23 protein-coding genes are annotated in these 25,736 nt (G+C 34.3%); all 23 read right to left on the reverse strand.

From position 1 onward, the window contains the following. Positions 1-782, reverse strand: a 782-nt coding sequence (locus tag HAW63_05255) for an endopeptidase La (protein MBE8163376.1), incomplete at its 3' end; no start/stop codon positions are given. 183 nt (positions 783-965) lie between these two features. Then, on the reverse strand, positions 966-2,243 hold the full coding sequence (gene clpX / locus HAW63_05260; protein ID MBE8163377.1) for an ATP-dependent Clp protease ATP-binding subunit ClpX: 1,278 nt from the start codon (positions 2,241-2,243) through the stop codon (positions 966-968). Between the two features lie 81 nt (positions 2,244-2,324). After that, the gene (locus tag HAW63_05265; GenBank protein ID MBE8163378.1) at positions 2,325-2,933 is read right to left on the reverse strand and encodes an ATP-dependent Clp protease proteolytic subunit; all 609 of its coding nucleotides are present in this window, start codon (positions 2,931-2,933) and stop codon (positions 2,325-2,327) included. 149 nt (positions 2,934-3,082) lie between these two features. Further along, complete coding sequence (locus HAW63_05270; protein ID MBE8163379.1) at positions 3,083-3,817, reverse strand: amino acid ABC transporter ATP-binding protein; 735 nt, start codon at positions 3,815-3,817, stop codon at positions 3,083-3,085. A 112-nt stretch (positions 3,818-3,929) separates the two neighbouring features. Then, on the reverse strand, positions 3,930-4,970 hold the full coding sequence (locus HAW63_05275; protein ID MBE8163380.1) for an amino acid ABC transporter permease: 1,041 nt from the start codon (positions 4,968-4,970) through the stop codon (positions 3,930-3,932). 1 nt (position 4,971) lies between these two features. Further along, positions 4,972-5,922: an ABC transporter permease subunit gene (locus HAW63_05280; GenBank protein MBE8163381.1), complete on the reverse strand. Its 951-nt coding sequence runs from the start codon at positions 5,920-5,922 to the stop codon at positions 4,972-4,974. A 96-nt stretch (positions 5,923-6,018) separates the two neighbouring features. Continuing rightward, complete coding sequence (locus HAW63_05285; protein ID MBE8163382.1) at positions 6,019-7,011, reverse strand: amino acid ABC transporter substrate-binding protein; 993 nt, start codon at positions 7,009-7,011, stop codon at positions 6,019-6,021. Between the two features lie 36 nt (positions 7,012-7,047). Beyond that, on the reverse strand, positions 7,048-8,361 hold the full coding sequence (gene rmuC, locus HAW63_05290) for a DNA recombination protein RmuC (GenBank protein MBE8163383.1): 1,314 nt from the start codon (positions 8,359-8,361) through the stop codon (positions 7,048-7,050). A gap of 10 nt (positions 8,362-8,371) precedes the next feature. Then, positions 8,372-9,364: a hypothetical protein gene (locus HAW63_05295; protein ID MBE8163384.1), complete on the reverse strand. Its 993-nt coding sequence runs from the start codon at positions 9,362-9,364 to the stop codon at positions 8,372-8,374. 108 nt (positions 9,365-9,472) lie between these two features. Continuing rightward, positions 9,473-10,852, reverse strand: a complete 1,380-nt coding sequence (locus HAW63_05300) for a DUF4340 domain-containing protein (protein ID MBE8163385.1) — start codon at positions 10,850-10,852, stop codon at positions 9,473-9,475. A gap of 12 nt (positions 10,853-10,864) precedes the next feature. Beyond that, positions 10,865-12,421, reverse strand: coding sequence for a hypothetical protein (locus HAW63_05305; GenBank protein ID MBE8163386.1), 1,557 nt, complete (start codon positions 12,419-12,421; stop codon positions 10,865-10,867). Between the two features lie 2 nt (positions 12,422-12,423). After that, positions 12,424-13,200 (reverse strand): ABC transporter permease subunit, encoded by a 777-nt coding sequence (locus tag HAW63_05310; protein ID MBE8163387.1) that lies wholly within the window; start codon positions 13,198-13,200, stop codon positions 12,424-12,426. Positions 13,201-13,209: 9 nt separating this feature from the next. Next, a complete protein-coding gene (locus HAW63_05315; protein ID MBE8163388.1) occupies positions 13,210-14,118 on the reverse strand; it encodes an ABC transporter ATP-binding protein in 909 nt (302 codons plus the stop codon). An 82-nt stretch (positions 14,119-14,200) separates the two neighbouring features. Continuing rightward, positions 14,201-15,598, reverse strand: a complete 1,398-nt coding sequence (locus HAW63_05320; protein ID MBE8163389.1) for a hypothetical protein — start codon at positions 15,596-15,598, stop codon at positions 14,201-14,203. Between the two features lie 16 nt (positions 15,599-15,614). Continuing rightward, complete coding sequence (locus tag HAW63_05325) at positions 15,615-17,036, reverse strand: sigma-54-dependent Fis family transcriptional regulator (protein MBE8163390.1); 1,422 nt, start codon at positions 17,034-17,036, stop codon at positions 15,615-15,617. A gap of 32 nt (positions 17,037-17,068) precedes the next feature. After that, positions 17,069-18,706 carry a hypothetical protein gene (locus HAW63_05330; GenBank protein MBE8163391.1) on the reverse strand — a complete coding sequence of 546 codons (1,638 nt, stop codon included), beginning with the start codon at positions 18,704-18,706 and terminating at the stop codon, positions 17,069-17,071. Between the two features lie 5 nt (positions 18,707-18,711). After that, complete coding sequence (locus HAW63_05335; GenBank protein MBE8163392.1) at positions 18,712-19,848, reverse strand: type II secretion system F family protein; 1,137 nt, start codon at positions 19,846-19,848, stop codon at positions 18,712-18,714. A 41-nt stretch (positions 19,849-19,889) separates the two neighbouring features. Then, positions 19,890-20,969, reverse strand: a complete 1,080-nt coding sequence (locus tag HAW63_05340; protein ID MBE8163393.1) for a PilT/PilU family type 4a pilus ATPase — start codon at positions 20,967-20,969, stop codon at positions 19,890-19,892. Beyond that, a complete protein-coding gene (gene tadA, locus HAW63_05345) occupies positions 20,969-22,717 on the reverse strand; it encodes a Flp pilus assembly complex ATPase component TadA (GenBank protein ID MBE8163394.1) in 1,749 nt (582 codons plus the stop codon). Before tadA ends, HAW63_05340 begins: the two co-directional genes overlap by 1 nt. Positions 22,718-22,798: 81 nt before the next feature. Further along, entirely contained in the window at positions 22,799-23,356 is a 558-nt protein-coding gene (locus HAW63_05350; protein MBE8163395.1) for a hypothetical protein, read from the reverse strand. A 4-nt stretch (positions 23,357-23,360) separates the two neighbouring features. Further along, a complete protein-coding gene (locus HAW63_05355; GenBank protein MBE8163396.1) occupies positions 23,361-23,981 on the reverse strand; it encodes an L-threonylcarbamoyladenylate synthase in 621 nt (206 codons plus the stop codon). Beyond that, a complete protein-coding gene (locus tag HAW63_05360; GenBank protein ID MBE8163397.1) occupies positions 23,981-24,736 on the reverse strand; it encodes a DUF3108 domain-containing protein in 756 nt (251 codons plus the stop codon). The genes HAW63_05355 and HAW63_05360 overlap by 1 nt, the downstream gene beginning before the upstream one ends. Further along, a complete protein-coding gene (lpxK, locus tag HAW63_05365) occupies positions 24,733-25,734 on the reverse strand; it encodes a tetraacyldisaccharide 4'-kinase (GenBank protein MBE8163398.1) in 1,002 nt (333 codons plus the stop codon). The genes HAW63_05360 and lpxK overlap by 4 nt, the downstream gene beginning before the upstream one ends. Positions 25,735-25,736: the final 2 nt, after the last annotated feature.

Genomic DNA, 25,736 nt, shown 5'->3' on the forward strand with positions numbered 1-25,736 from the left:
CCGTCATTTAATTCTTTTTGAATGGCTTGCATTTGTTCATTTAGGTAATATTCTTTTTGTGATTTTTTAACTTGGTTTTTTACTCTTGCGCGAATACGCTTTTCTGCCTCTAGCACATCAATTTCGCCCTGCACTCGCTCTACTAAATATTCTAAGCGCTTGTTAATATCAAATAAAGATAGAAGCTCTTGTTTAAAGTCTAATTTTAAATTTACCTGACCCGCTATCACATCCGACAACTTTGCTGGGTCTTCAATAGAAGACACTCTCATTAAACTCGCTGGAGAAACTTGCTTATGTAACCTTGCATAAGCTTCAAAAGCGGTTTTAGCTGCTCTACATAAAGCATCTAACTCTTTTTCGTTACTAGAAAATTCTTTATTCTCAGAAAAATCTGCTGTAAAAAAATCTTCTCCATCGTGAATGTCAGAAAGAATAACACGCCTTTTTCCCTCTACTAATACTTTTACAATACCGTCGGGCATTCTTAATAACTGAACTAACGAAGCCACCACTCCCGCAGAATAAATATTATCTAAAGAAATGTTATTAGAGGTTGCCTCTTTTTGTGTAACTAAAATAATTTCTGAAGAAACTTTTACTGCCTCTTCTAAAGCGGCAATACTTTTTTCACGGCTTACAAAAAGCTGCACCATCATGTTGGGAAAAATAATTAAATCACGCAAGGGAACTAAAGGTAATGCCTGAACTTTTTTAAGAGCATTTTTTTTGCCCTTAGGTTCTTGTCCCTCTAACTGCTTTGTGTTTTTTTTATCACTCATGCTTTCTCCCTTTTCTTAAGGATAAAAGCTAAGATTTTTTATGCAACTAACTTCGCACCTTTGTCTAGCCAAAACAAAATTTTATTTATTAAGACGGCTTCTTTTAATAAAAGAGCGCGCCTTTGATAAAAGAAATTAATTGTTAATATAAATACGGACTTTTATCTAAAAAGAAAAGTGCATTTAGGCTTTTTTCTTTAGTAAGTTTTTTTTCTTGTAAGATAGTTTTGGCTCAGAACCTTCTGTAATAACTTCTTTGGTTATTACACAACCTTCTAAATCTTTTTCTGAAGGAGCTTTGTACATGATGTCTAACATTTTATTTTCTAAAACTCCTCTTAAACCTCGGGCACCTGTTTTTCTAGTAGATGCTAATTTTGCAATGGACAACAAAGCCTCTTCGGTAAATTCTAGCTTTATATTGTCTAAGGCAAATAAGTGTTTGTATTGTTTTACCAAAGCATTTTTTGGCTCTGTTAAAACGCGCACCAGTGCCTCTTCGCTTAAAGGTTCTAAATAAGTAATGGCTGGCAATCTACTAATAAATTCGGGAATTAAACCATATTGAATTAAATCTCTAGGCTCTAAGTGATTAAAAATTTCTGCGTCTGCTTTAGCTTTATCTGCCTTAGTTTTTATCTCTGCTGCAATACCTAAAGAATGACTACTTACACGGCGAGCAATAAGTTGTTCTAATCCTACAAATGCCCCTCCAACAATAAATAAAATATTAGAAGTGTCTACGGCAATTAAATCTTGCTGAGGGTGCTTACGGCCTCCCTTGGGAGGAACATTTGCCACTGTTCCTTCTATAATTTTTAATAAAGACTGCTGCACTCCTTCACCACTAACATCTCTAGTAACAGAAACATTTTCTGCCTTGCGAGTAATTTTATCTATTTCGTCAATATAAATAATACCTTGTTGAGCTTTTTCAACATCATAGTTGGCCTCTTGAAGTAAAGATAAAATAATGTTTTCCACATCTTCACCCACATATCCGGCTTCGGTTAAAACCGTGGCATCGGCAATGGCAAAAGGAACATTAAGCATTTTGGCAATACTTTTTGCAAGTAGGGTTTTACCACTACCTGTGGGGCCAACCAAAAGCACATTACTTTTTTCAAGTTCCACTTCTTTATTTACATCTGATAACTTTGCAAGGCTGGGTTGCATAATTCTTTTGTAATGATTGTGAATAGCTACAGATAATATTTTTTTTGCTTGAGCTTGCCCAATAATATATTCATCTAAGTGAGCTTTAATTTCCGTAGGGTTAGGAACATGTAACTCTTCTGCTTTTTTTTCACCATTTTCACCCTTAGCAAAAGCTTCTTCTACGATAATGTCACTGCATAAATCGACACAGGAGTCGCAAATATAAACACCATTACCTTGAATTAACTTTTTAACTTCGGATTGTGATTTATTACAAAAGCTACAAGAATATTTATTACTCATTAATCTGCCTTTTTTAATTTTTCTATTATTGCTATAACTTCACATACCGTGCCGACTTTTGTATCACAATAAAACATATTTTTAAACAGCCTTTACTAATTTTCGGCTAGCCACAACATGATCGGCTAAACCAAACTCACAGGCTTCTTTTGCGGATAAAAAATTATCGCGATCCATAGCTTTTTCTAAGACCTTTACACTTTGGCCTGTGTGACGAGAATAAATTTCTGTTAATGTACTTTTCATTTTTAACATTTCTTTGGCTTGAATTTCAATATCACTAGCTTGGCCCGAAATACCTCCCCCTCCAGTTAAGGGTTGGTGTATCATTACTCGCGAGTGAGGCAAAATATGGCGCTTGCCTTTGGTTCCTGCAGATAACAACAAAGACCCCATGCTTGCAGCTTGGCCTATGCAATAGGTGGCCACATCGCATTTAATAAATTGCATTAAATCGTAAATTCCAAGACCCGCCGAAACACTTCCTCCGGGGGAATTAATGTATAAGTGAATATCTTTATCGGGACTGTCCATTTCGAGGAAAAAAAACTGAGCCATAATACTGTTGGCCACATCGTCGGTTACGGGGCTTCCTAAAATAATAATTCTATCTTTAAGAAGGCGAGAATAAATGTCATAACTGCGCTCCCCTTTGGGGGTTTGCTCTATGACTATGGGGACTAATGCCATGATGGGGCTCCACTGCTATGTTGTTTAACTGTTCAGAGGGCTTATCGGGTAGAGAGCGAGAAAGTTAAAACTGGCTGGACTTTGGGAGAGGGCGATTGGTTTTGGGGCAAGGGGTTTTTTAATCGGAGGTGTTTACTAAGTTTTTAAAATCATAAAACTTGAGACAAAAAGGTTTGCAACTGCTCGTGTTTGGGGTGATTAAAAAACTCATCGGGCTTTGCCATTTCTAAAATTTTACCATCAGCCATAAAAATAACACGATCTGCCACCTCTTTTGCAAAGCCCATTTCGTGGGTTACTACAACCATAGTAATATTTTCTTTAGTTAGCTCTATCATAATATCTAAAACTTCTTTTACCATTTCGGGGTCTAGGGCCGAAGTAGGTTCGTCGAACAATAAAATTTTTGGTTGCATACACAGCGACCTAGCAATAGCGACCCTTTGTTTTTGTCCTCCAGAAATTTGCCCAGGATACTTGTAGGCTTGCTCTTTTATTTTTACCCGGTCTAAATAAAACAACGCCCTTTCTTCTGCTTCTTGCTTAGAAACTTTCTTTACCCAAATGGGCCCTAAAGTTAAATTTTCCAAAATAGTTAAATGCGGAAATAAATTAAAGTGCTGAAACACCATGCCCACTTCTTCTCTAATCTGATGAATATTTTTAGCATTACTATTTAGCTCCGTCCCCGAAACTACAATTTTTCCCTTTTGATGCTCCTCTAACCGATTAAGACATCTAATCATAGTCGATTTTCCCGAACCCGAAGGCCCACAAACCACTAAAATTTCCCCCTCATTAACGGTTAAATTCACATCCTTTAAAACATGAAAATCCCCATACCACTTATTAACATCGGTTAAACTAATAATATTATCACTCATAAAAAACTCCTTCCTTTTTACCACTTAACTTTATTTACAAAGGGAGAGTCTTAGTTAATTCAAACCCTCTGGCGACTCAGCCCAAAGGGGTGCCAGAGCCCGAGGGCTTGAATTAACTAAGACTCTCCCTTTGTAAATAAGTTTCTAAATATTGAGCGTACTTTCCCATCATAAAACATAATATAAAATAAATAGCGGCGATAAATAAGTAAGCTTCTACGCTGAAGCCTACCCAGCTAGGGTCAGTCACCGCTGCTTTTGCCGTGTACATTAAATCAAATAAAGCGATGATTACTAATAGTGATGTGTCTTTAAAAAAACCAATAATAGTATTTACTGTGGGAGGGATTACTACTTTTAAGGCTTGAGGTAAAACAACTTTTCGCATTTTTTGGTAATAGTTTAAGCCTAAACTTTCGGCACCTTCGTATTGACCGTTGGGAATAGACTGCAACCCTCCCCTAACAATTTCTGCCATGTAGGCGGAGAAAAACATAATCATGGCTACTTGGGCGCGAAATAGTTTTCCAATTTCTACACCCTCTGGCAAAAATAATGGAAGCAACACTGCAGACATAAATAATAAACTGATTAAGGGAATACCTCGAATAAATTCAATATATAAAATGGATAAGTATTTTAATAAAGGCAAAGAGCTTCTTCTAGCTAAGGCCAGTAACACTCCTAAGGGGTAAGCTACTACTACTCCGCACACAGAAACAATAATAGTTAACAGTAAGCCTCCCCATTGTTCGCTATCGACTAATGCTAAACCAAAAAAGCCACCTCGAATTAAAAAAGCACAAAGTAATAGTATTACTCCAAAGTAAGAAAAATTTTTAACATGCCAATGTTTTGGATGTTTAATGTAAGAAATAAATCCTGCAAATAATAAAAAGGCTAATGCTGGTCTCCACAATTTATCGTCGGGATACAAACCTACTAAAATATATTGAAATTTTGCCCTAATAAACGACCAACAAAACCCAGAACTCGCCCGACAAGTGTCAGCGTCTCCTTGCCAAACTCCATTAACTATAAAGTATAAAAATAAATGATAAAAAACATACAGTAGCCCAGTAATTAGCAACACGCTAACAGTAGAATTAAAATAGCCTTTAAATAAATTATTTTTAATATTTTTAAAATCCATATTACCGTTCTACCAAGGCGATTTTTTTATTATACCAATTCATAAAAACAGCAGTTAATAACGAGAAGGTTAAATACACTAATAGAATTAATAAAATAACTTCTAAAGCTTGCCCCGTTTGATTCATAATGGTGTTGGCCACCGAAACAAAGTCGGGATAAGCAATAGCCACCGCTAAAGAACTATTTTTTGTTAAATTTAATATTTGACTCGTTAAAGGGGGGATAGCCACTCGCAAGGCTTGTGGAAAAATAATTAATTTAATGGTTTGCCAAGACGATAAACCTAAAGTGCTTCCCGCCTCCCATTGCCCTTTAGAAACACTTAACAAGCCCGCACGAATAATTTCTGCAATAAAAGCTGCAGTGTAAGTTACTAAACCAAAAAGTAAGGCAGAAAATTCTATGGATAAGGTGCGGCCTCCTTCAAAATTAAATGCTTTTAATTGCGGATAAGACCAACTAAAACTACTCCACTCAAACCAAGGAATGGCAACTCCCCGGTTAGAAAAAAAGGCTCCCGCAAAAGAAAAAGCCTCTTGAGGAGCTGGTAATAAACTGCTCATAAGAGTGTACCAAAAAAATAATTGCAGCAACAACGGTGTGTTTCGCATTACTTCTACATAGCTACGACAAATTTTTTCTACCAATATGTTGGAACTTAAAAGGCTAATTCCCACTAATATCCCTAATATAAGAGCTAAAAAATTACCTAAGACAGATACCTTTAAAGTGTTTAACACACCTGCGGTTAAGGCCTTTTTATAAGTGTCAAAAGAGGAGTACTCTATTAAGCTTTCGCTAATTTCAAAACCAGACTCTTCTTGCAAAAAGCCAAAGCCTGAAGAAATATTTTGAGCGGCAATTTTTTGTTGTGTGCTGTAAGCTATAAAACCTAATGTGCCAATGACAAACAGCAAAATAATAATTTGAATAATATTTTTTTGTTTCATATCTATGCCCAACTAAAAACTAAAATTTAACCTATAGTCCCTGTATTTTGTAACAATACTTTTTTTGTTTTTAACTAATACGCAGGGGCTAAATACTTATTTCATTGGCGGAGCATACATTAAGCCAGACTTTGTCCAAAGATTATTTAAGCCTCTTTTAATTTTTAAAATCGATTTTGCCCCAACATTTCTAGAAAAAATTTCTTTATAATTACCCACTTGTTTAATAATATTATAAGACCAACGAGAGCTTAAGCCCAAAGCTTTTCCGTTACCCTTAGTAGCGCCTACAAATTTTCTAACATTTAAATCTCTAGATTTTAGGTGTTTGTGAATGTTTTTAGAATTTAAACCCAACTCCTCTGCAGTAATTAAAGCATAAACCGTCCACGAAACAATATCTAACCACTGATCATCACCATGGCGAACCGCTGGAGCTAAGGGTTCTTTAGAAATAATTTCTGGCAAAATTTTAAATCCCGATTTAAATTTAACACTAAAAGTAGCAAGGCTAGATTTATCTGCTGTATAAGCGTCGCAAGCTCCTTGCACAAAAGTTTTAGTAGATTCTTCAAAGGACTCAAACACCTTTACCTTTAATTTTAATTTATGCTTTCTAAAATATGCCGATAAATTTTGCTCAGTACTAGTGCCCTGTTGAGTACAAATGGTTGCTCCACTTAAATCTTTAACAGATTTAGCCTTAGATTTTTTCTTAACAATAAAGGCTTGCCCGTCATAATACATAACTGGAGCAAAGTTAAACCCTAAATTAGTTTCTCTGCTTAAATTTCTAGTGGTGTTTCTAGACAAGACATCAACTTCTCCCGACTGAAGAGCGGTAAACCTTTGTTGAGCGCTTAAAGGAACAAACTTTACTTTATTAGGAGAGCCAAAAATGGCCGAAGACAAAGCTTTACAAAAATCTACATCCAACCCAGACCACTTGCCCTTACTGTTGGGGGCAGAAAAGCCTGTTAAGCCCGTACTAACTCCACACTTAATTACTTTATTTTTTTTTACGCTAGACAAGGTATTAGCCTGAACAGATAGGGGTAATAACAACAAGGTTACCAAAAAAATCTTCATTTAAAATCCTTTTTTACTTAAGTTAAGCTAACTCAATTAAGTATTTTTAGCAAGAGGCGTAACTGCAATCTCTAATGGCTCTTTACTATCTAAAGAGTCTAATACTTCTACCGACTGAAGACGCCTAGACATGGCGTTGGTTCTTTTATGCTCTAGCTCTTCTAATGAGCCGCTGACTGTGCGTAATTGTTTATTTACCTTAGCTAATTGAGCGCTAAACTTTTCAAACTCGCCCTTAACAGAAGCTAAAACTTTCCAAACTTCACTACTTCGCTTTTGCAAGGCTAAAGTTCTGTATCCCATTTGCAAACTGTTTAAAAAGGCCGACAAAGTGGTGGGCCCCACTATGGTAATATTATGTTTTCTTTGTAGTGTTTCAAATAAGCCAGGGTGCCTTAGCACTTCGGCATACAAACCCTCCACTGGCAAAAACATTACTGCAAAATTAGTAGTATGAGGTGGGTCTAAGTATTTTTCTGAAATTTCTTTAGCAAATAGCTCTATGGATTTTAATAGTTTTTTTTCTGCTATCTCTAACGCTGCCTTATCTCCAACATCATATGCAGATAATAATCTGTTATAACTTTCTAATGGAAACTTAGAATCAATGGGTATCCAAAGTTCGGCACCTTTTTCATGGCCTGGTAGTTTTACCGCATACTCCACATTAGCTTGGCTACCTTTTTTAGTGGCCACATTGTGAGAGTATTGTTGCGGTGATAAAATTTGTTCTAAAATATTACCCAACTGATATTCTCCTAAAATACCTCGAGTTTTAACATTAGATAAAACTTTTTTTAAATCTCCAACCCCCACTGCAATATTTTGCATTTCGCCCAAACCTTTGTGCACTAGCTCTAACCTTTCGCTAACTTGTTTAAAAGATTCTCCTAAACGCTTTTCTAAAGTGCTTTGTAATTTTTCATCCACTGTTTTTCGCATTTCTGTAATTTGTTTGTTGTTATCTTCTCGAATATTTTTTAACTGCTCGTCGACCACCATCCTAAGATCTTTTACTGCCTCTCGAACATCTTGCCGATTATCTAACAGCATTTTATTAGATTCTTGTCTGGATTCTGATAATATTTTTACTAACGAGTCTTGAAAGGATTTAAAAATTTCTCTTAACTCTTTGCGGCTCTCTGACCCTATGCTTCTGTTATCTGTCTTTAAAGTAACAAATTCTTCTTTCATGCGCCCATCAATATTAGATACAAAATCTTTATAAAACGGCGAACTAGAATCTAAATTCCACTTATTTTTTAATTCTACATTACTCTTCCAAAGAAAATATAAACTCAAAATTATTATTACACTTAACCCTGCTAGCACAATAAACCCTAATACCATTTATAACCTCCTATGATTTACTAACAAAATTAAAGTCTAAAACTTTGTATTTATGTTCTTTTAATTTTTTTTGTAACGAAATTTTTTTCTCTGCATCAACCCAAACCAATACACAACCCCCAGCTCCCGCTCCACAAACTTTAATTTCTACACCGCCCCATTGCAAAGCAACGCTGCGTAAGCTTTCTATTTCTTTAGTAACAAACCCAGAGTTCAATTGCTTTCTTAAGCCCAACTCTTTAATAAATAATTTTGGTATATTAGAAAACCACTTTTTAGCAAAATCCTCGTTTTTTGAAAAATTTTCTTCTAGCTGACAAAAACATTTTTTCATTTCTTGGGAGACTTCTGCCAAACCCTGCAGTGCCAAACTTACCGATTTAGATCCATCTAAATAATCTCTAATAATTTTCCAGTTACTAATTCCCGAATGGTGAGGTTGACCTGTATAAACTAACACTAAATGCTTGGCTAAGCTATTTAAATAGGGGGCAGTTAAAAGATTGTCCACAAAGCCTTTTGGGCCGTAATCAACAATGTGCAAACCCTCCGTAAGGGCTGGAAAATAATCTTGTGTTCCTGTTGGCATTTTTAAAACTTTAGCCTCTAAGTTAGCCGCAAGGTTTACTATTTGGTTTTTAAAAAGCACACCTTCATTTTTTTCTAAAATATCTTCTAGTGGCTGAGTACAAAAATTATGCTTAGCTAACTCTTTAAATACTTTTATTAAACTAATGCACAAACTAGAGCTAGCCCCAAGCCCTGCCCCAATAGGGCTTTCGGATTGAACAATGAGTTTAAAGCAAGTGCTGGGCTTTGGTTTCCAAAACATTAACTGAGCTTGTACCAAAGATAGGTGCTCTTCTTTGCTTTCTAAACACTCGGCTAAAGAGGAAAAACAATAGGCTTTATTTAAGTCGGGCAACTCGATACTGATGCCCTTTTTTTGTAAAACCAACTCTACCTTTGTGTAAATATCAATCGATATATTTATAGTGCTCACTGGTAAAAAATATAAATACAATGGCCAACAGTCCAAAGTGCCACCAGATAGATCTACCCTTGAGGGAGATTTTGCCTTACAAGAGTTAAAAAGTGCCAAGTTACAACCTTATTTTTTTTTCTGCTTTTTAGACTTTAATAAAAAAGCTTTTGTTAAAGCCTTCCACTTTAAAGACGAGACAGTAAAATATTCTTGCGAATTTTTTAAATCTAAAAGCACTAAATCTTTTAAATTATTTTTCTTTTGCGAGCTTATGTAACCACGCACCTGTATGCTTGCTACAGGCTTATTTTTACTAGTAAAAGATAAGCTCTCTAAAACCATTGGCTTTTTTATAGTTTTTTTAGGTATAAACTTAACTACTTTTAACTGCGCAATAGAGGAAAATAAATGCTCCACTTTTTTCTTTTCCCACGGCTTTTGTTTTGAAAAAAACCACTGCCCTTTTAACAAATGCCAAGCGCTTCTTTTTCGCTTACCCCTTTGATAAAAAATAGCATCTACACTATTTGTGTTTATTTTAAAAACAGAAGATCGGTCTCTTATATTGTCTAAAGATACTGACAAAGACTTGTAGTCCTTTTTAAAAAGACTATAAATAGTGCTTCTTTCAGAGGTTTTAGCATAGGTAAGTGACTTTTTTCTATCTTGCGCTATTGCGATGGTCCAAATTTTCTTAGCTTTTAAAAAAACAGACAAAACAAGTTCTGGGTTTAATAATTTGTATTGTTGTAAAAGTTTTTTAGATTTTTTGCTGTTTTCTTTGATAAATGTTTTTGCCTCTAAATGCTTAATGGTAGAAATAAATTCATCTACTTTTTTTTCATCTAAATTTATCAAATTATTTTTAAAAGAATTTAACGCCCCCTTCCACAAATTGTTTTTTTTATATAAAACAATCCTGCGGCCTTTCTTTTTAATAATTATTTTGTCAAAACTTCCTTTTAAGAAAAATAATTTTTTAAGTCTAAATAAAGAAAAAGTTTTTTCTGTAATAAAATTTAAATGCGAGCTAGCTAAAAATAAATCTTTTTTTTCGCCAAGCAAAACAAAGCGTCTTTTGTCAAAAGACTTTGCCCCTAAAAATAGCTGCTGTATTTTTTTATTATTAGCATCATAAAAAACTATTTTTCTTTTTGGAGAGTCCAATTGATAATTAACTAGATTTTTAGGGCTAGTAATTTTTTCTTTTTGAGTAGTAAAAAGCTGTCTTAAAAAGATACTGGTAACCACAGGGTCTGCTTTATCCTGAACATTGGCCTTTGTAACAAACCACTTCTTTTTTTTTCTTGTTAACTTGTAGTCTAATTGTGATTGTAAATAAAAGTTTATGCCCGAAATAGATCTTTTACTAATGTTAGAAAACAGTTTTCCAGATTTTTGTTTTTTATTCGCAATGGTTTTAGTTTTTTGAAATTCAAAAAAACTAAACAAGCCTAAAATTAAAAATACACTTAATAAAATGCCATTTTTTTTAAACCACTTCATAAGCTATCACCTTTAAGCATTTCTGCGACGAAACCAAAGCACTGTTGCTAAAATTAAGGATAAAAGAGGTATAAAAATACCAAAAACTATTAATATTTTCGAGTCAGAACTAGTTAAAGTCACCTTAGTTCCCTTTGGTTTTTTGGGCTTAATATTAATTAAGCTGTCTTCTTTTAATAAAAATTCTAAACTGTTTAAAGCCACTCTGCTGTTTAAATTAATACCCCAATCCTTATTAGAAAGAAAGTCACTATCCCCAAAAATTACCCCTAAAAATTTCTTAGCCTTTGTTTTTGCTTTTTTTATAGGCAAAATGCTTCCTTCCACACTGACTCCAAGAATAATTCCTCGCTCTTTTAAAGAGGCTTCTTTAATAGCTTTTTCTGACAATTCATTAACAGAATAGCTGTTGGGCGCGCTTTGTACCAAAAATTTTACTTTTAGGTGCTCTTCCCTTAAAGGTGCTGGCACCAACTCACTAGCTAAATCTAAAAGCATAAACTGCTGGCCTTCAAAATCTTTAGTAATAGAACTCGTCTTAGAAAAAATTAGCCCCAAAGCTCCTGCCCTACCTCTTCCTTTAACCTGCAGCCTGTTGTTCATAGTATAATTATTTTTAAACTCCACCCCTAAGCTTTTAGTAAGTAAGGCTAAGTTATGCTTAGTCCCTGGGTCTATAGCAAGAAAAAGACTTCCCCCTTTTTTAAGAAAACCTAATAACAAGTCTAGCTCTTGAGCTAAAAATGCTCCTCGAGAACCTATAATGGCTATGGCATCGGCGTCATCGGGAATGGCTAAACTTTTTATTAAGTTTAATTCTTTTGCTTTAAAGGAAAAGTCTTCTAAAGCTAATTTAAAATTACTAAGACCGTTTAAGCCTGTTCCTGACAAAGATCGCTCGCTATGACCAGTAATAAAGTAGATGGTAGATGTTTTATTACGCGTTAATTTTACAATAGCTTTCGTGATTTTTTCTTCATCTAAGGGAGCTTTTATTTTTACTTTCTTTTTTAAATATTCTGCAAACACTACTGCCGTCTTCATTTGTGCAATGTCTTTTAAATATTCTTTGGCCGAAATATTATCTACATAAGCATCGATAGATTCAACGGAAATGTTTGTGCTCGCCTGCTTATACATATTTAATTGATTAATAATTTCTACCTTACTAGGCTTGTCTTTTTCTCCTCGATAAAAAATTTTAAATCGAATAGGCTTTTTTAAAGAATTTAATACAGCCACTGTTTCTTTTGAAACAGAGTTAATTTTTCCTTGAGTTAAATCCCACGATGTTGAGTATTGTACCGCCAGGTAATTTACAAAAGACAAACTAACAAAGAACAGCAAAACAGCACTGAACATATTAAGTCCGTTTTTTGTGGTTTTCGTTGTTAAAAATTCAAAATAAAATTTTACATCTACCAAAAAACCAACGGTAGAACTAACTAAAAAAATACCCAAGGGGAAAAACATAAAATTTAGCCAACCTCCCAAGATAAAGCGAGTAATAGCTAACAATAAAACAGATAAACCAGCGACAATAAGTAATACTTTTCCTAAGCGACTCATAACTACCTCCAGCGAGATGATTCAATCACCCTGTTTGTTAAAAAAATAAAAAAACTAATGAAGCTTAAAAAATATACTATCGCCTTAATTTGTAATAAACCCTTCATAAATGTGATAAAGTGGTTTCCGATAGATAAATACTCTACCATAGACTGCAGCACGGGGTAGTTAGATAAAAAGTCGGCCTGACCTAAAACAATTAGGATGCTTAAATTTAAAATTACCCCCATCATTACACTCAACAATGGTGACTGTGTTAATGAAGAGGCCAGTAAACCCACCGCTACATAGGCGCCCACAATAAGAGATAATCCTAAGTAAGCGGAAAACAAAATAGAATAACTAAAGTCGGCAACCAAACCTGTTCCCAAAGGGTATAATGCAGAAACAAAAACCAAAACTAAAGCCGCCCCAAAGCCTGCTAAAAACTTACCGACAGCAATAGCTAGCGAGCTAACAGGAACTGTTAAAAGTAAATTATAAGTTTTCTGCTTTCTTTCTTCCGATAACAATTTCATAGTTATTGCAGGAATTAAAAATAAAAAAATTATATTAGATAACGAGATGTGCTTTGCAAACACTTCGTAATAAATATTTAAAGAGCCCGCACCTCCCATAGGTCCTCCACTTGTAAAAGCACTTCGCTGCACAAAAGTACTTAGCTCTCTTAAATATAAATAACTCCATATAGCCGAGCATAAAGTGACTATTATCCACATAGGGGCAGAGCAAACCAAAGACTTAAAATCTTTTTTAGCTATAACTAAAATTTTTTTCATTTTCTTCTCCTACTTTGTTAATTCTATAAAAATATTTTCTAACTTTAAGTCTTGCAAACTTTGTTCGATAAGCCCTACTTTCGAGTTAACCAAAAATTTAGAAAGCTCTATTAACAACTCGTTACTAGCATTTTTTAAATGAACTTCGGTTTTATTATTTTTGTGCGAACAATGATTTACATAAGGTAAATTTAATAGTTGTGTTTCTATTTGTGCAGTAAATCCCGACAAACGCAAAGACACAACGCTAGAACTACCTTTATGAATTAAATCTTGAATGTTATCTTCTAAAACAATTTGCCCCTCTTTAATGATAATTGCTTTAGTACAAATATTTTGAACTTCACTTAAAATATGAGAAGACAATAAAACACTATGCCCCTTTAAGTTTTGAATCAATTCGCGGATTTCTATAATTTGCTGAGGGTCTAAGCCTACCGTAGGCTCGTCTAAAATTAACAACGGGGGGTTGCCCAATAAAGCTTGAGCCAAGCCCACCCTTTGTCGAAATCCTTTTGATAAATGTTGAATATAGCGGCCAGCAACAGACTCTAAGTGTGTTTTTCCAATAACTTCCTCGGTCTCTAAAGCTAGGCTGGCTTTTGTAATTCCCTTTAACTGCGCAACATATTTTAAGTAATCCAAAACACGCATATCTTCATACACGGGAGGAATTTCGGGCAAGTAGCCTATTTGCTTTTTTACTTCTTGTGGGTTTTCAAAAACATCATAGCCTCCCACAGTTACCACGCCAGAGCTCGGCGCCAATGCCCCTGCAATAATTTGCATGGTTGTGGTTTTTCCAGCTCCATTAGACCCTAAAAAGCCTAATCGCTCTCCTTTTTCTAATTTAAAAGATAAATCTTTAACCGCATGAACAGAGCCGTATTTTTTATTTAAGCCTTTCACCTCTAACATAAAAAAACTCCTTTGCTTTATTGTGTAAAATCACCCTCCTTCTAAAAGGGTGAAGGAAAAATCTCACAATATTCGAACAATATCAAAGTAAAATAGTTTTTTCATTTTTATATGACACTCTGCCTAAAGAGTCGCCCTTAATGCTTTTTACAAAACGGCATTGCGTATACATTGCATCTAATTTAATTTCAGCCAAATGACCCTTTTTTAAGCTAAACTCTGCAAGCCATCTCCCGACCATTATAATTTCTTTATCTGTGATTTTTTGAGCCTTTGTGGTTAAAATAATAGCATGGCTAGAAGGATAATCCCTTAAATGAACCCATATATGCCATGGTCTAGCCTGTCTTAATAAGTCCACATTGGCTTTTGCATTTTTACCCGCAACTACGGCAACCCCCGAATCTAGCAACAAACTTCGTTTCGCTACACCTGGAAATAAAACGGTTTTTTCCAAAGAAGGTTTTTGCCCCTGCGCTGGTATAAACTTTTTAAAAACTCCTTTTTTAAAAGCAAGCTCATAAGAAGGCTCTCCCCCTAATAATAGTTGAGGGATTTTTTCGACCTTACACTTTTTAAGTAACGAAATATCGATGACTATATTTAAATTTTTTAAAAAAGGCGTTTCTATTAAAGTGACTAAAGTATCTAAATCTTTTTGTAAATCTTTTTGTCGCTTTTGCGTTTGCTTTAATTTGTGTGTTATTTTTTTATATTTACTAAATTGATCGTCCATATTCCATGCCCAAGATTGCTTTTCTTTAATATGGATAATTTGATCGCTGCTTAAATTTGTTAAACTGCTAGTGGTGCGAAGCTTAAAGGCTATTTCTTTGGCCATAGCCCCAGCTCTTAATCTACCTTCAATGTCTTTTTCATTTTTTAGCAAGGCGCGCTGAGTTCGCTTTGTTTTATTAGAAAAAAAATGGATCAATGCATTTTGTTTATTTTTACTCTTTTCTTTGCTGTCACGCTGCACCTGCCGACTATCTAACCACTCTTTTTTTATATTCAACAGACCTCTAGAGCTTGTTATATCTGTCGAGCAACTATCTTCGCCTTCTTTCTTTACTTTGTACCAACACAAAGATTTATCGTCATAGCTAACTTCTATATTTGCAAAATGGGGAATCATGCAAAACTCTAACAAAAAAGATTCAAAATTAAATTGCAAAATACGCCTAGAACTAAAAGGCATAGCAATAGCACTTAATTTTTTTCCTTTTAAATGACTCTTGCAAAATAATCCCACAGGGCTTTTAAACACATTGCTGTCCAGCCTTGGTTTATCAGCAAAATCAAAACACAGTGGACTAATCTTGTTAATGTCAAAAAAAAGGTATTGTTTTTTTAAGGCCGAACTCCATAGCTCTAACAAAAGTTGGTTGCCTTGATAAGAAAGATTTTGAACTCTAGAGCCTTTTAGTGAGTTAAGTTTTTTTAATAACTGGCCAACCTCTAATAAAGATAATGCCCTCACTGGTAATTACTTTTTATTAGCTAGCAGTGCCTAATTCTTTTTCGTCTTTTTCGTCTTTTTCTAAAAGATGCTTCTCTAATCTATAGCGCATCGAGCGAAAGGTAATGTTTAATAGCTTGGCCGCTACTTTTTTTACTCCATTAGACAAATGTAATGCTTTAACTAAAAGTTCCTTTTCTAGTTCATCTAAAACTTTATCTAAAAAAATTCCTTTACTAGTAAATTGGAAATTTTTTAAAACGTTTAGTTGCTCTGGTTGGCTTAATTCTAATAATAAAGGTGGTAAGTGCTCTGGCAAAATAATGGGCTCTGATTCTATTGCAATAATGCGTTCAATAATATTTTCTAATTCTCTTACATTTCCCGGATAGCGGTACTTTTTTAATTTTTCCGCTGCCTCGGCACTTAGCTGTGACACTGACTTATCAAATTTCTTTGCAAACTTTTTTAACGCATAGTTTGCCAATAAAATAACATCATCACCTCGGCTACGCAGAGGAGGAAGCGATACTTCAATCACATTAATTCTATAAAATAAATCTTCACGAAAAGCTCCTGTCTTTACCATTTCTAGCAAATCTCTATTCGTAGCAGATAAAATTCTGACATCTACCTTTATATTTTCTGTAGACCCTACTTTGCGAATTTCTTTTTCTTGCAGCACTCTTAATAATTTCGCCTGCATTTCTAGGGGTAATTCGCCCACCTCATCTAAAAACAGCGTTCCTCCAGAGGCTGCCTCAAACAACCCCTCTTTATCAGAAACTGCACCTGTAAAAGCGCCTTTTCTATGACCAAAAAACTCTGACTCTATTAACTCTGAAGGGATAGCTCCGCAGTTTACAGGAACAAATGCGGCCCTACTAACAAGGCTATTGTTGTGAATTGCTCTAGCAACTACCTCTTTACCTGTTCCACTTTCTCCTATAATTAAAATATTAGATTGCGAAGGAGATACTTTTTTTATTAAGTCAAAAACCTGATGCATAGGCTCTGAGTCACCAATGCAATTATCAAAACTATACTCTTGCTGAACTTCCCTTCTTAAAAAACGATTTTCTACTTCTAAATCTTTCGCACTAAAGGCTTTTTTTAAATTTATCTGAACCTCTTCAATATTAAAAGGCTTGGTTAAATAATCGTAGGCTCCAAGCTTCATAGCCTCAATAGCCGTTTCCATACTTCCAAAAGCGGTAATTACCATAAATAACACAGAACTATTTTCTTTAACCAATTGCTTTAATAATTCTAACCCCGTCATGTTAGGCATTTGTAAATCAGAAATTACCATATCAAAAGATTGCTTTCTATACACCGATAGAGCTTGCGCACCATCTTCTGCACAAACAACATCATAGCCCTCTTTAGTTAGCATAATGTTTAAAAAATCTCTTATGGAAGATTCGTCATCTACAACTAAAATTTTTCTTTTTTTCATACCTTCGCTCTCCATTGCTTAGTTTTTTACAATTATGCTACCTTCATACGCTCGTGTTGAGGTGATGAATATTTAAATATTGGAAATTTTAAACTAAAGCGTGTTCCTTTATTTACTTCTGTTTCTACAAGTACATCACAATTATGTTGTCGCAAAATATTATAGCTTGTAGCTAGCCCCAGGCCTGTTCCATTAGGTTTTTTAGTAAAGAAGGGTTCGAAAATTTTTAGCCGATCCTTTTCTTGCATGCCACAACCATTATCTTCAATATCTATAACTGCATAAGAATTTTCAAAATATGTTTTTACAGATAACCGCGGGTTAGCTGTTTCTTGCATAGCCTGATAAGCATTAATAAAAAAGTTTAGCAAAGACTGCTTAATCCTTTGCACATCACCTTCTATAAATATAGAGGACGACAAACTTAGCTTTTGTTCAATTTTAGAACTATAATTTTTATCAAAAGTTAATAGTTGTAAAATTTCTTTAATGAGCTCTGATACATTAATAGAAGAAACTACTAAGGGTTTTTCTACGCTATAATCTAAAAACTCTGTGATTAAATTATTTAATCGTCCAACCTCTTTAGAAATAATGGAAAATAATTCTTTAGACTCGGTAGATTCTAAATTTTTAGAGACCTGCAGCATTTGTACGCTGCCACTAATTCCGGCTAAAGGGTTACGAATTTCATGCGCAATACTCGCTGCCAAACTACCAACTATTGCTAACTTTTCTTTTTGGCGATCTAACACCTCTTTTTGTTTTTTTTCTGTTATGTCCTGTATCAACAAAGTGTATATTTTGGTTTTAAGAAGGTCGTCAGCCATAGTTGAAATTAAAACTTCAAAACTCCTTTCATTATGCTTTTCTTCAAAAACACAAGAAAACATTTTTTTACCCAAAGGTGGCGTAACAAAAAGCAAATTTATTTTGCGTGTAATCTCTGGAAAAAATGCCAATAGGTCGCGAGCTTCTAAGGACTGGCAATTTAAAAGTTTTTTAGCCTGTTTATTAGCTGCTTGAATAACCAAAGCGGAATTAATAGTTAGCAGGCCTGCTTGAATATTATCAACTATTAGCTCGTTTAAATTTTTTAATGCTAAAACATCTTTTGTTCTTTTTTCTAATTTTTCTTGAGTTTTTTGAATTTTTTTAATAACAAAAGGAGATAAATAAGCAGTTACAAAAAATAAAATATGGCTAAATACAAATTGTCCCCACAGCACAGCGGGCTCTGCAATATTTTTTAGCGCAATGTTTGCTCCTAACAGAAAAGAAACCAAAGTTCCAAATAATACGGCAGAAGAAAAGCCATATAATATTCCCACACAAGAAATATATAAACTTGCTGATACTAAAAAAATGCTATTTGGCAATAGTCCGCTATAAAAACATAAAAATATAGCTAAAAACTTTCCTACCAGCAAAACTGGAAAAAATGATTTTTTTTCTAAAAACAAGTAAAGCAAGTGCAGTGTGGCCGAACCAATTAAACTGTAATAAATCAATGCATTGGCACTCTCATTTAAATAAAGAGGGTGAACAAAACGATAAAACTGCAAAGAAAGAAAAATAACGATATCTAAAATAAATAACGATGTAGTAGATAAATTTTGTAAATTTAAGTGGCGGTTTTTAAATGTGATCTCTGACGACACAAGCTTCATAATATTTACCCAGCTCCCCCTGCCATACCAAAAATCGGCAGATACATAGCCACTACCAAGAAACCTACAATTCCACCCAGCACAACTAGCAAAATTGGTTCAATCATTTTTAACATTGTTTCGGATGCAATTTCTAATTCGTCATCATAAAAATCACAAATCTTTCCTAACATATAATCTAGCCGGCCTGTACCTTCACCGGTTTTCATCATGTCTACTACCATAATGTCTAAATAAGGGCTGTTTTCAAATGCAGAATAAAGCGGCTTTCCGGCTGTAATGTTTTTTTGGGCATCTGTAAAAATTTTTTTAATTATACTATTGTTTACTAGGCTTGAAGCTATCTCTAACCCTCTAAGAATATCCACACCTGCCTCTAATAAAACCGACAATATACGAAAACTTTTAGCAACAATAGCCTTGGTTAAAAAATTTCCTAAAACAGGTATCTCTAAAACAATCGCATCTATTTGTTTTTTAGATGACTGGTTATTCATTAAGCTTTTTATCATTATACCAATGGCAACCATCCCCAAAATAAGCAGATGTCCTTTTGTGCGTATAAGCCCACTAAAATCTAATACCATCTGAGTAAGGGCTGGCAAATCTTTCCCCATACCAGCAAACATACTAGCAAAGGTGGGAATCACAAAAATTAAAATAGCCGTAATAGCTATTCCGGCTACACACAAAATGGCAATAGGATATACCATTGCCCCCTTTACCGCAGACTGCATTTTAAGAGATTTTTCTAAAAACACTGCGTGGTTGCGTAGAACTTTAGCTAAAACTCCACCTTCTTCACCAGCCTTTATCAAATTTACAAAAATAGAATCAAAAACTTTTGGGTGCTCTGCCAAAGATGCTGAAAAAGTTTTTCCTCTATCAATAGACAATTTTACTTTTTTAATTATATCGGATAAATCTTGGCTACGCCCAGAGCGAGAAAGCGTTCCTAAACCTTCTGATAAGGGAACTCCCGCATCAATTAAAATAGATAACTGACGAACAATAATTTGCAAATCTTTGGGCTTTATGTCTAAACCTATATTAAAGTTTAACCCTTTTTTGTTTTTGCCCCGCTCTTTGCTTTGCACAAAGTTCGTCTTTGCTGAGTTTTTTCTACCTTGATTGAAGTTCATACTTTTACTTCCTTGTTATATAGCTTTATACAGCACACGCCTTAAGCCACAGCTTTTAATAATAAACTTTGTAATTCTTTTTTATTAGGGGAGTAGTATAGCGCTCGTTGCATGTCTAATTTTCCTCTTTGAACTAAGCGCAATAGTGACTGATTCATAGTATGCATTTTGGTTTCTGTCTGGCCCAACTGCATTAAAGAGTAAATTTGATGTAACTTATTTTCTCGAAGCAAATTTTTAATACCATCGTTCATAAATAACATTTCTGTGGCCATTGTATTTTTTCCCGAAACATCTATAACCAGCTGCTGATTAACTACAGCCTTTAAAACAAAACTTAGCTGTGTGCGCACTTTATTTTGTGCATTACTCGGAAAAGAATCAATAAGTCTAATAAGGCTATCTACAGCACTACCTGCATGAATAGTGGAAAATACTAAATGTCCAGTTTCCGCAAGTCTTAGCCCCATTTCTACAGTTTCTAAATCTCTTAACTCTCCAATTAAGCATACATCGGGGTCTTGTCTTAAAGCATATTTTAAGGCAGAAGAAAAATCATCAACATCCGAACCCACCTCTCTTTGAGTGACAATGCTTTGTTGAGAAAAATGGTAAAACTCAATGGGGTCTTCTACCGTAACAATATGCTTTGCCTGTTCTTTATTAATTTTATCAATTAAAGTAGCAATGGTAGTGCTTTTTCCACTTCCCGTGGGGCCAGATATTAAAACTAATCCGCTAGGTATGTTCACCAAACTATTTATAGACAGTGGTAAGCCTAACAAACTTTGATCAGGAATAACATGAGGAATTGTCCTCATCACTGCTCCCACCTGAGCTTTTTGAAAAAAAAGATTAACACGAAAGCGAGCCAAGTTTTTAACACCAAAACTAAAATCTAAATTTTTGTTTTCTTCAAAAAGAGCTTGCTGCTTTTCTGACAATAGTGAGTAACATAAAGCTCTAATTTCATCAGAACTCAAAACAGGCATTTGGCCTAAAGAAGAGATTTGACCTTCTATGCGAACGCTCGGCTTTTCTCCTGCAGATAAATGCAAATCCGAAGCACCTGTTTCTAATACTTTTAACAATAAATCTTTTAAAGCTAATTCTGTACCCACTACATACTCTCCTCGTCATCCCCAATAGTAACTCTAAGCACTTCCCTCACCGTAGTAATTCCCTTAGCTAGCTTTTCTAAAGCATGTTGCCTAAGACTTATAAAACCCTCTGCTAAAGCTATTTTTTTAAATGCATCCCCTTTAACCCCTTCAATTAAAGCTTTTTTTAAAACACTGGTAAATTCTAAAACTTCAAAAACGGCACTTCTTCCTGAAAAACCCGTTTGATTACAGCGAACACAACCTCTGCCTTTTTTTAAATTTTTAAATTGATTTAAATTTTTTTCTTTTACGCCAACGCTTAATAGCACTTGCTCATTAACTTCTTCCGCAACTAAGCAAAATTTGCAGTTAGTTCTTACTAACCTTTGGGCAACAATTACAGAAGTAGAATCTGCAACGATATAACCAGGAATACCCATGTCTAACAATCTGCTAACCGAAGAAGGGGCATCGTTAGTGTGCAAGGTGGACAAAACTAAATGTCCTGTGGAAGAAGCTTTATAAGCAATTTCTGCTGTTTCTAAATCACGAATCTCCCCTATCATAATAATTTCTGGATCTTGTCTTAAAAAAGCCCTTAGTGCATCAGAAAAATTAAACCCAATGGCTGGGTTAACCTGTACCTGATTAATTCCTTCAAAATTAAATTCCACTGGGTTTTCCGCTGTGGAAATATTTTTTTCTTCTGTGTTTAAGGTCTGCACAGCAGAGTATAGCGTTGTAGTTTTACCACTTCCTGTGGGACCTGTTACCAAAACAATCCCTTGTGGCTTTGCAACAGCCTTTTGAAATTGTTCTAACTGGCTTGGAATGAACCCCAATTTAGTCATATCTACTTGCAAATTAGTTTTGTCTAATAAACGCAACACAATTTTTTCACCAAAAAGCGTAGGCAATGCACTAACCCTAAAATCCACCACTTTGCCATTTTCACTTTTTGCTTTTAGACGACCATCTTGCGGTTTTCGCTTTTCAGAAATATCCATACCAGAAATAATTTTAAGCCTGCTTACCGCAGCCAAAGCAATACTTTTAGGTGGCCGTACTTTCTCTAAAAGCACTCCATCTTTGCGGTAACGAACTCTAAAAATTTTTTCATATACTTCGAAATGAATATCTGAAACATTTTCCATGATTGCTACTTGTATTATGTCACTAATAAATTTAATAACCGCACTTTCGCTAGCGTTACTATCTACTTTTAAGTCCAGCTCTATAGATTCGGCATTGTCTAAAGCCAAACTCTTTCCCTCTGCTTCTAATGTGGCTGTAGAAGATTTGTTAACAATGGTCGATCCGTATAACTTTTGCCCATAAGAAGTAAGCTCTGCCCCTTCGCATAAAATTATACTTACCTTCATCCCTGATGTGTATGCTATCGAAGATTTTATTTTCTCTGGTAATAAATCCACAGCGGCTACCACTAACATACTTCCTATTTTTTCCACAGGTACCACTTGGTATTTAATATAAGTAGCTTCGGGAATAAGTTTTATTAACTCTGGTTTAATAGCAAAAGCGGTAAGTTTAACAAAATTAATGTTATGGTATTTTTTTAAAAAAAGTTTTATTTGTTCAAGAGCTTTTGGCTTTTTTTTAATAAAGCCAGAAAGAATACCTAGCCCCACCAAGTTTTCAAACCTAAAACCCTGAGGCTTAGTAGTTTTTAAACTACCTTGTTTGGCATTATTATCCGAGCTAATTTCCTCGCCTAATTGTAATGCTATGTTTTTATTAGATGACATAAGTACCTCTGTTATATAAACGGAGGTACAAGATAAAAACTAAAGTAACTTTCCCCAGACTAAGGCCTATTTTACCTCTTTCTATTTAGGCATAGGGCGACCTAATAATGCCTCTAACTCTTTCCATTGCTTTGCCTTATAACAAGCGCGCAATCTTGAGCTAGAAACTTTGCTGCCATCCCAATAAACATCAGAAAAAATCTCTAACTCAATACCCCTAGACAAACACCAAGTTTTTAATGTGGAGGTTGTTCCCAAGGCTTTGTGGCCAAAACAAAAATCTTCACCAACTACTATAGCCTTTGGTCTAAGAGGTAGTAGTTTTATGTTTAAAAAATCTTTTGCGCTTAAAGAAGCTAATAGCTGATCAAATTTTAACAGAATTAAATAATCGATGCCTAATTTTTTTAACTGCTTGGCTAAATCTTGCGTTGAGAATAAACGGACTTCTTTTTTTGTAAAAAAATTTACAGGGTGAGGGTCAAAGCTTATAACTACGCTGGGAACTTTATACTGTTTTTGTCTGTTTAATAAAGTTTTTAATAACGCTTGGTGCGCAATGTGGACGCCATCAAAATTACCAACACTTACTACACAAGAGGTAAAATCTATATTGTCATAATTAGAGAAAATTTTCATTTTACTAAGCCTCTAAAACCCACTGGTTTTGAAAAGCAATATTAGCGAGTAATTTATATTGATAAGATTTTCTTAAAACTTTAATTTTATCCTCTTTCACTTTAATCACAGTACTTGGAATATGTAGTTTTTGCAAAAAATTATTAAAATGCGAACAAATTTTAATGTCTGCATTTAATTTTCTTATGCTGCTTGCTTCATTACAAATTGAAGACCCACTAACATTAGCGCTTGTGGTAATCAGCACACCCTCCCATTGATTTAATAATTTTTCAACAAAGTCATTATTAATACAGCGAAAAGCAACAGTGCCATCTAAAGAACCTAATCGACTAGCCCAACCAAAATTTTTAGCCTTGCATACTATGCTAAACGAACCTGGCCAAACTTCTTTAACTACATTTTTTTCAAAGTTCGACAAAGTAGCATGTTCACTAAGGCTTTTTACAGAGGGAATTAGTACGCTAAACCTTTTATCTGCAGGTCTGTTTTTTATACGAACTAAGTTGTCCACAGCCTGCGTGTTACAGGCATCGACGCTTAACCCCCAAACAGTATCTGTGGGAAAAGCAATAACTTTTCCCTGTTTTAAAAATTGAATGTAACTAGTTATACACGCCTGCATTATAATTGCTCTTTTTTATAAGATTTTAATTTTGCCTGTAAATGCCCGCGCTTTAACTTAAAGCTAAATCTACTAACTATATTATTTTTTTTATATCGGCCAACCCATACCTTTAAAGATATTGCTTTTTCTTTGTCTGAATAAACAGAAAATTTTTGTACTTTTATTTTTTTATTTATAACTAAAACTTCTTTTACGCTTAATGCCTTAATTTTAGCTGCAACTATTTTTTTTTTATATAAAAGGTATATGCTTTCGGTTTTTTTCTTTTTCCAAGGTTTGGCGGCAATATACCAGGGGGCTGTCCATAAACTGTGAACGCTTTTGCTGGCCTTCAAGGACAACAATTTTTTATTAATGGCTACTTTTTTTTTATTAAAATTAACTAGCTGTGTTTTTTTAAAAAATCTTGTAGGTGGCAGCAATCGTATATGCTCGTAAGTGCTTTTTTTCTTTACTACTTTAGTATTTTTCCATTCCCTAAGTTGTAAAAATTGGCCGCTAATTACGGCAAAAAGAGATTGGTTTAGGCTGTAGATCCAAGCTAGTTGTTTTTTTGTACCCAGTCTCATGTTAAAGCGAATTTCTTTTTTGCTTTTTTTAGTAATATTAAGGTGGATTTCGCCCACGCTGATATTAAAATATTTTACACTATAAACATATTTTTCTTTGTAAAAAAAATTTTTACTCTTTGCCTTGCAAACTCCAGGTAAGTTTATATATAAAAAAATAAAAAATAAAAAATAACTTTTCATAACCCGTTAACTTTGCTTAAAAATAAATCTTCATTGTTTACAAATTGGACTTCTAATTTTATATAAAATAAAAAATCTTTCCATTTTAAAAATTCTTTTAACTTATGCCAGTCTTTTTCGGTACAGAGCACTTGGTTAATACCGTGCTCTAGGCAATAAGCAAGCACAGAGTTAACCTCCTTTTCTGTATAAAGAAAGTGGTCTTTGTACATAAAATGTTTTTGTATTAAAAAATTTTGTTTTACTACACTTTTTTCAAACACAGAAGGGTTGGCAATTCCTGACAGTAAAACTGTGGGCTTGCTTTTGTCTATTTTTTTGCCGTTGCCCGAAACAACATCTGTAAGGTAATAACCAACATCGCAAGATAATATATTTTTAAAACAAAATTTTTGGCTCAGGTTTTTTTTAAACTGGCTTAGCCTTTCTTGTGATATTAAATTTACTTTTGTGAACAAAATAATATCTGCTCGCTTTAAAGAAGAATAACTTTCTCTTAATCGCCCTTTTGGAAATGCTTGATAAAAATTTTTAGGCTGACTAACATCTAGTAAAACAATATTAATGTCTCTAAATATTTTTCTGTGCTGAAAGGCGTCGTCTAAAACAAAACAATCCGCCCTTTCTTTATTCAATAAGTGCTTGCCCGCCTTCCATCGATTTTTTCCCACAGCATAGTGAATATTATGTTTAGAATATAACATGTAGGCTTCGTCGCCAAAAAATGCCGCAGCATTTTTTTTGCTACTGTTTACCAATTGTATGCCCTTGGATATTCTGCCATAACCTCTAGATAAAATGGCTGGTGCTTTTTTATTTTTTAATAAGTATTTTACTAAGTAATCCACCAGTGGGGTTTTTCCCGCACCTCCCATAGATAAATTTCCAACGCTAATTACTGGTACGGGTAATTTTAAAGTTTTTAAATATTTGTTGTCATATAAATAATTTTTTATACAAACAAAAAACTTAAATATAATTGATAAAAAATATAGCATAA

The organism is Pseudobdellovibrionaceae bacterium (genome assembly GCA_015163855.1).
Lineage (GTDB): Bacteria > Bdellovibrionota > Bdellovibrionia > Bdellovibrionales > UBA1609 > JAAOIH01.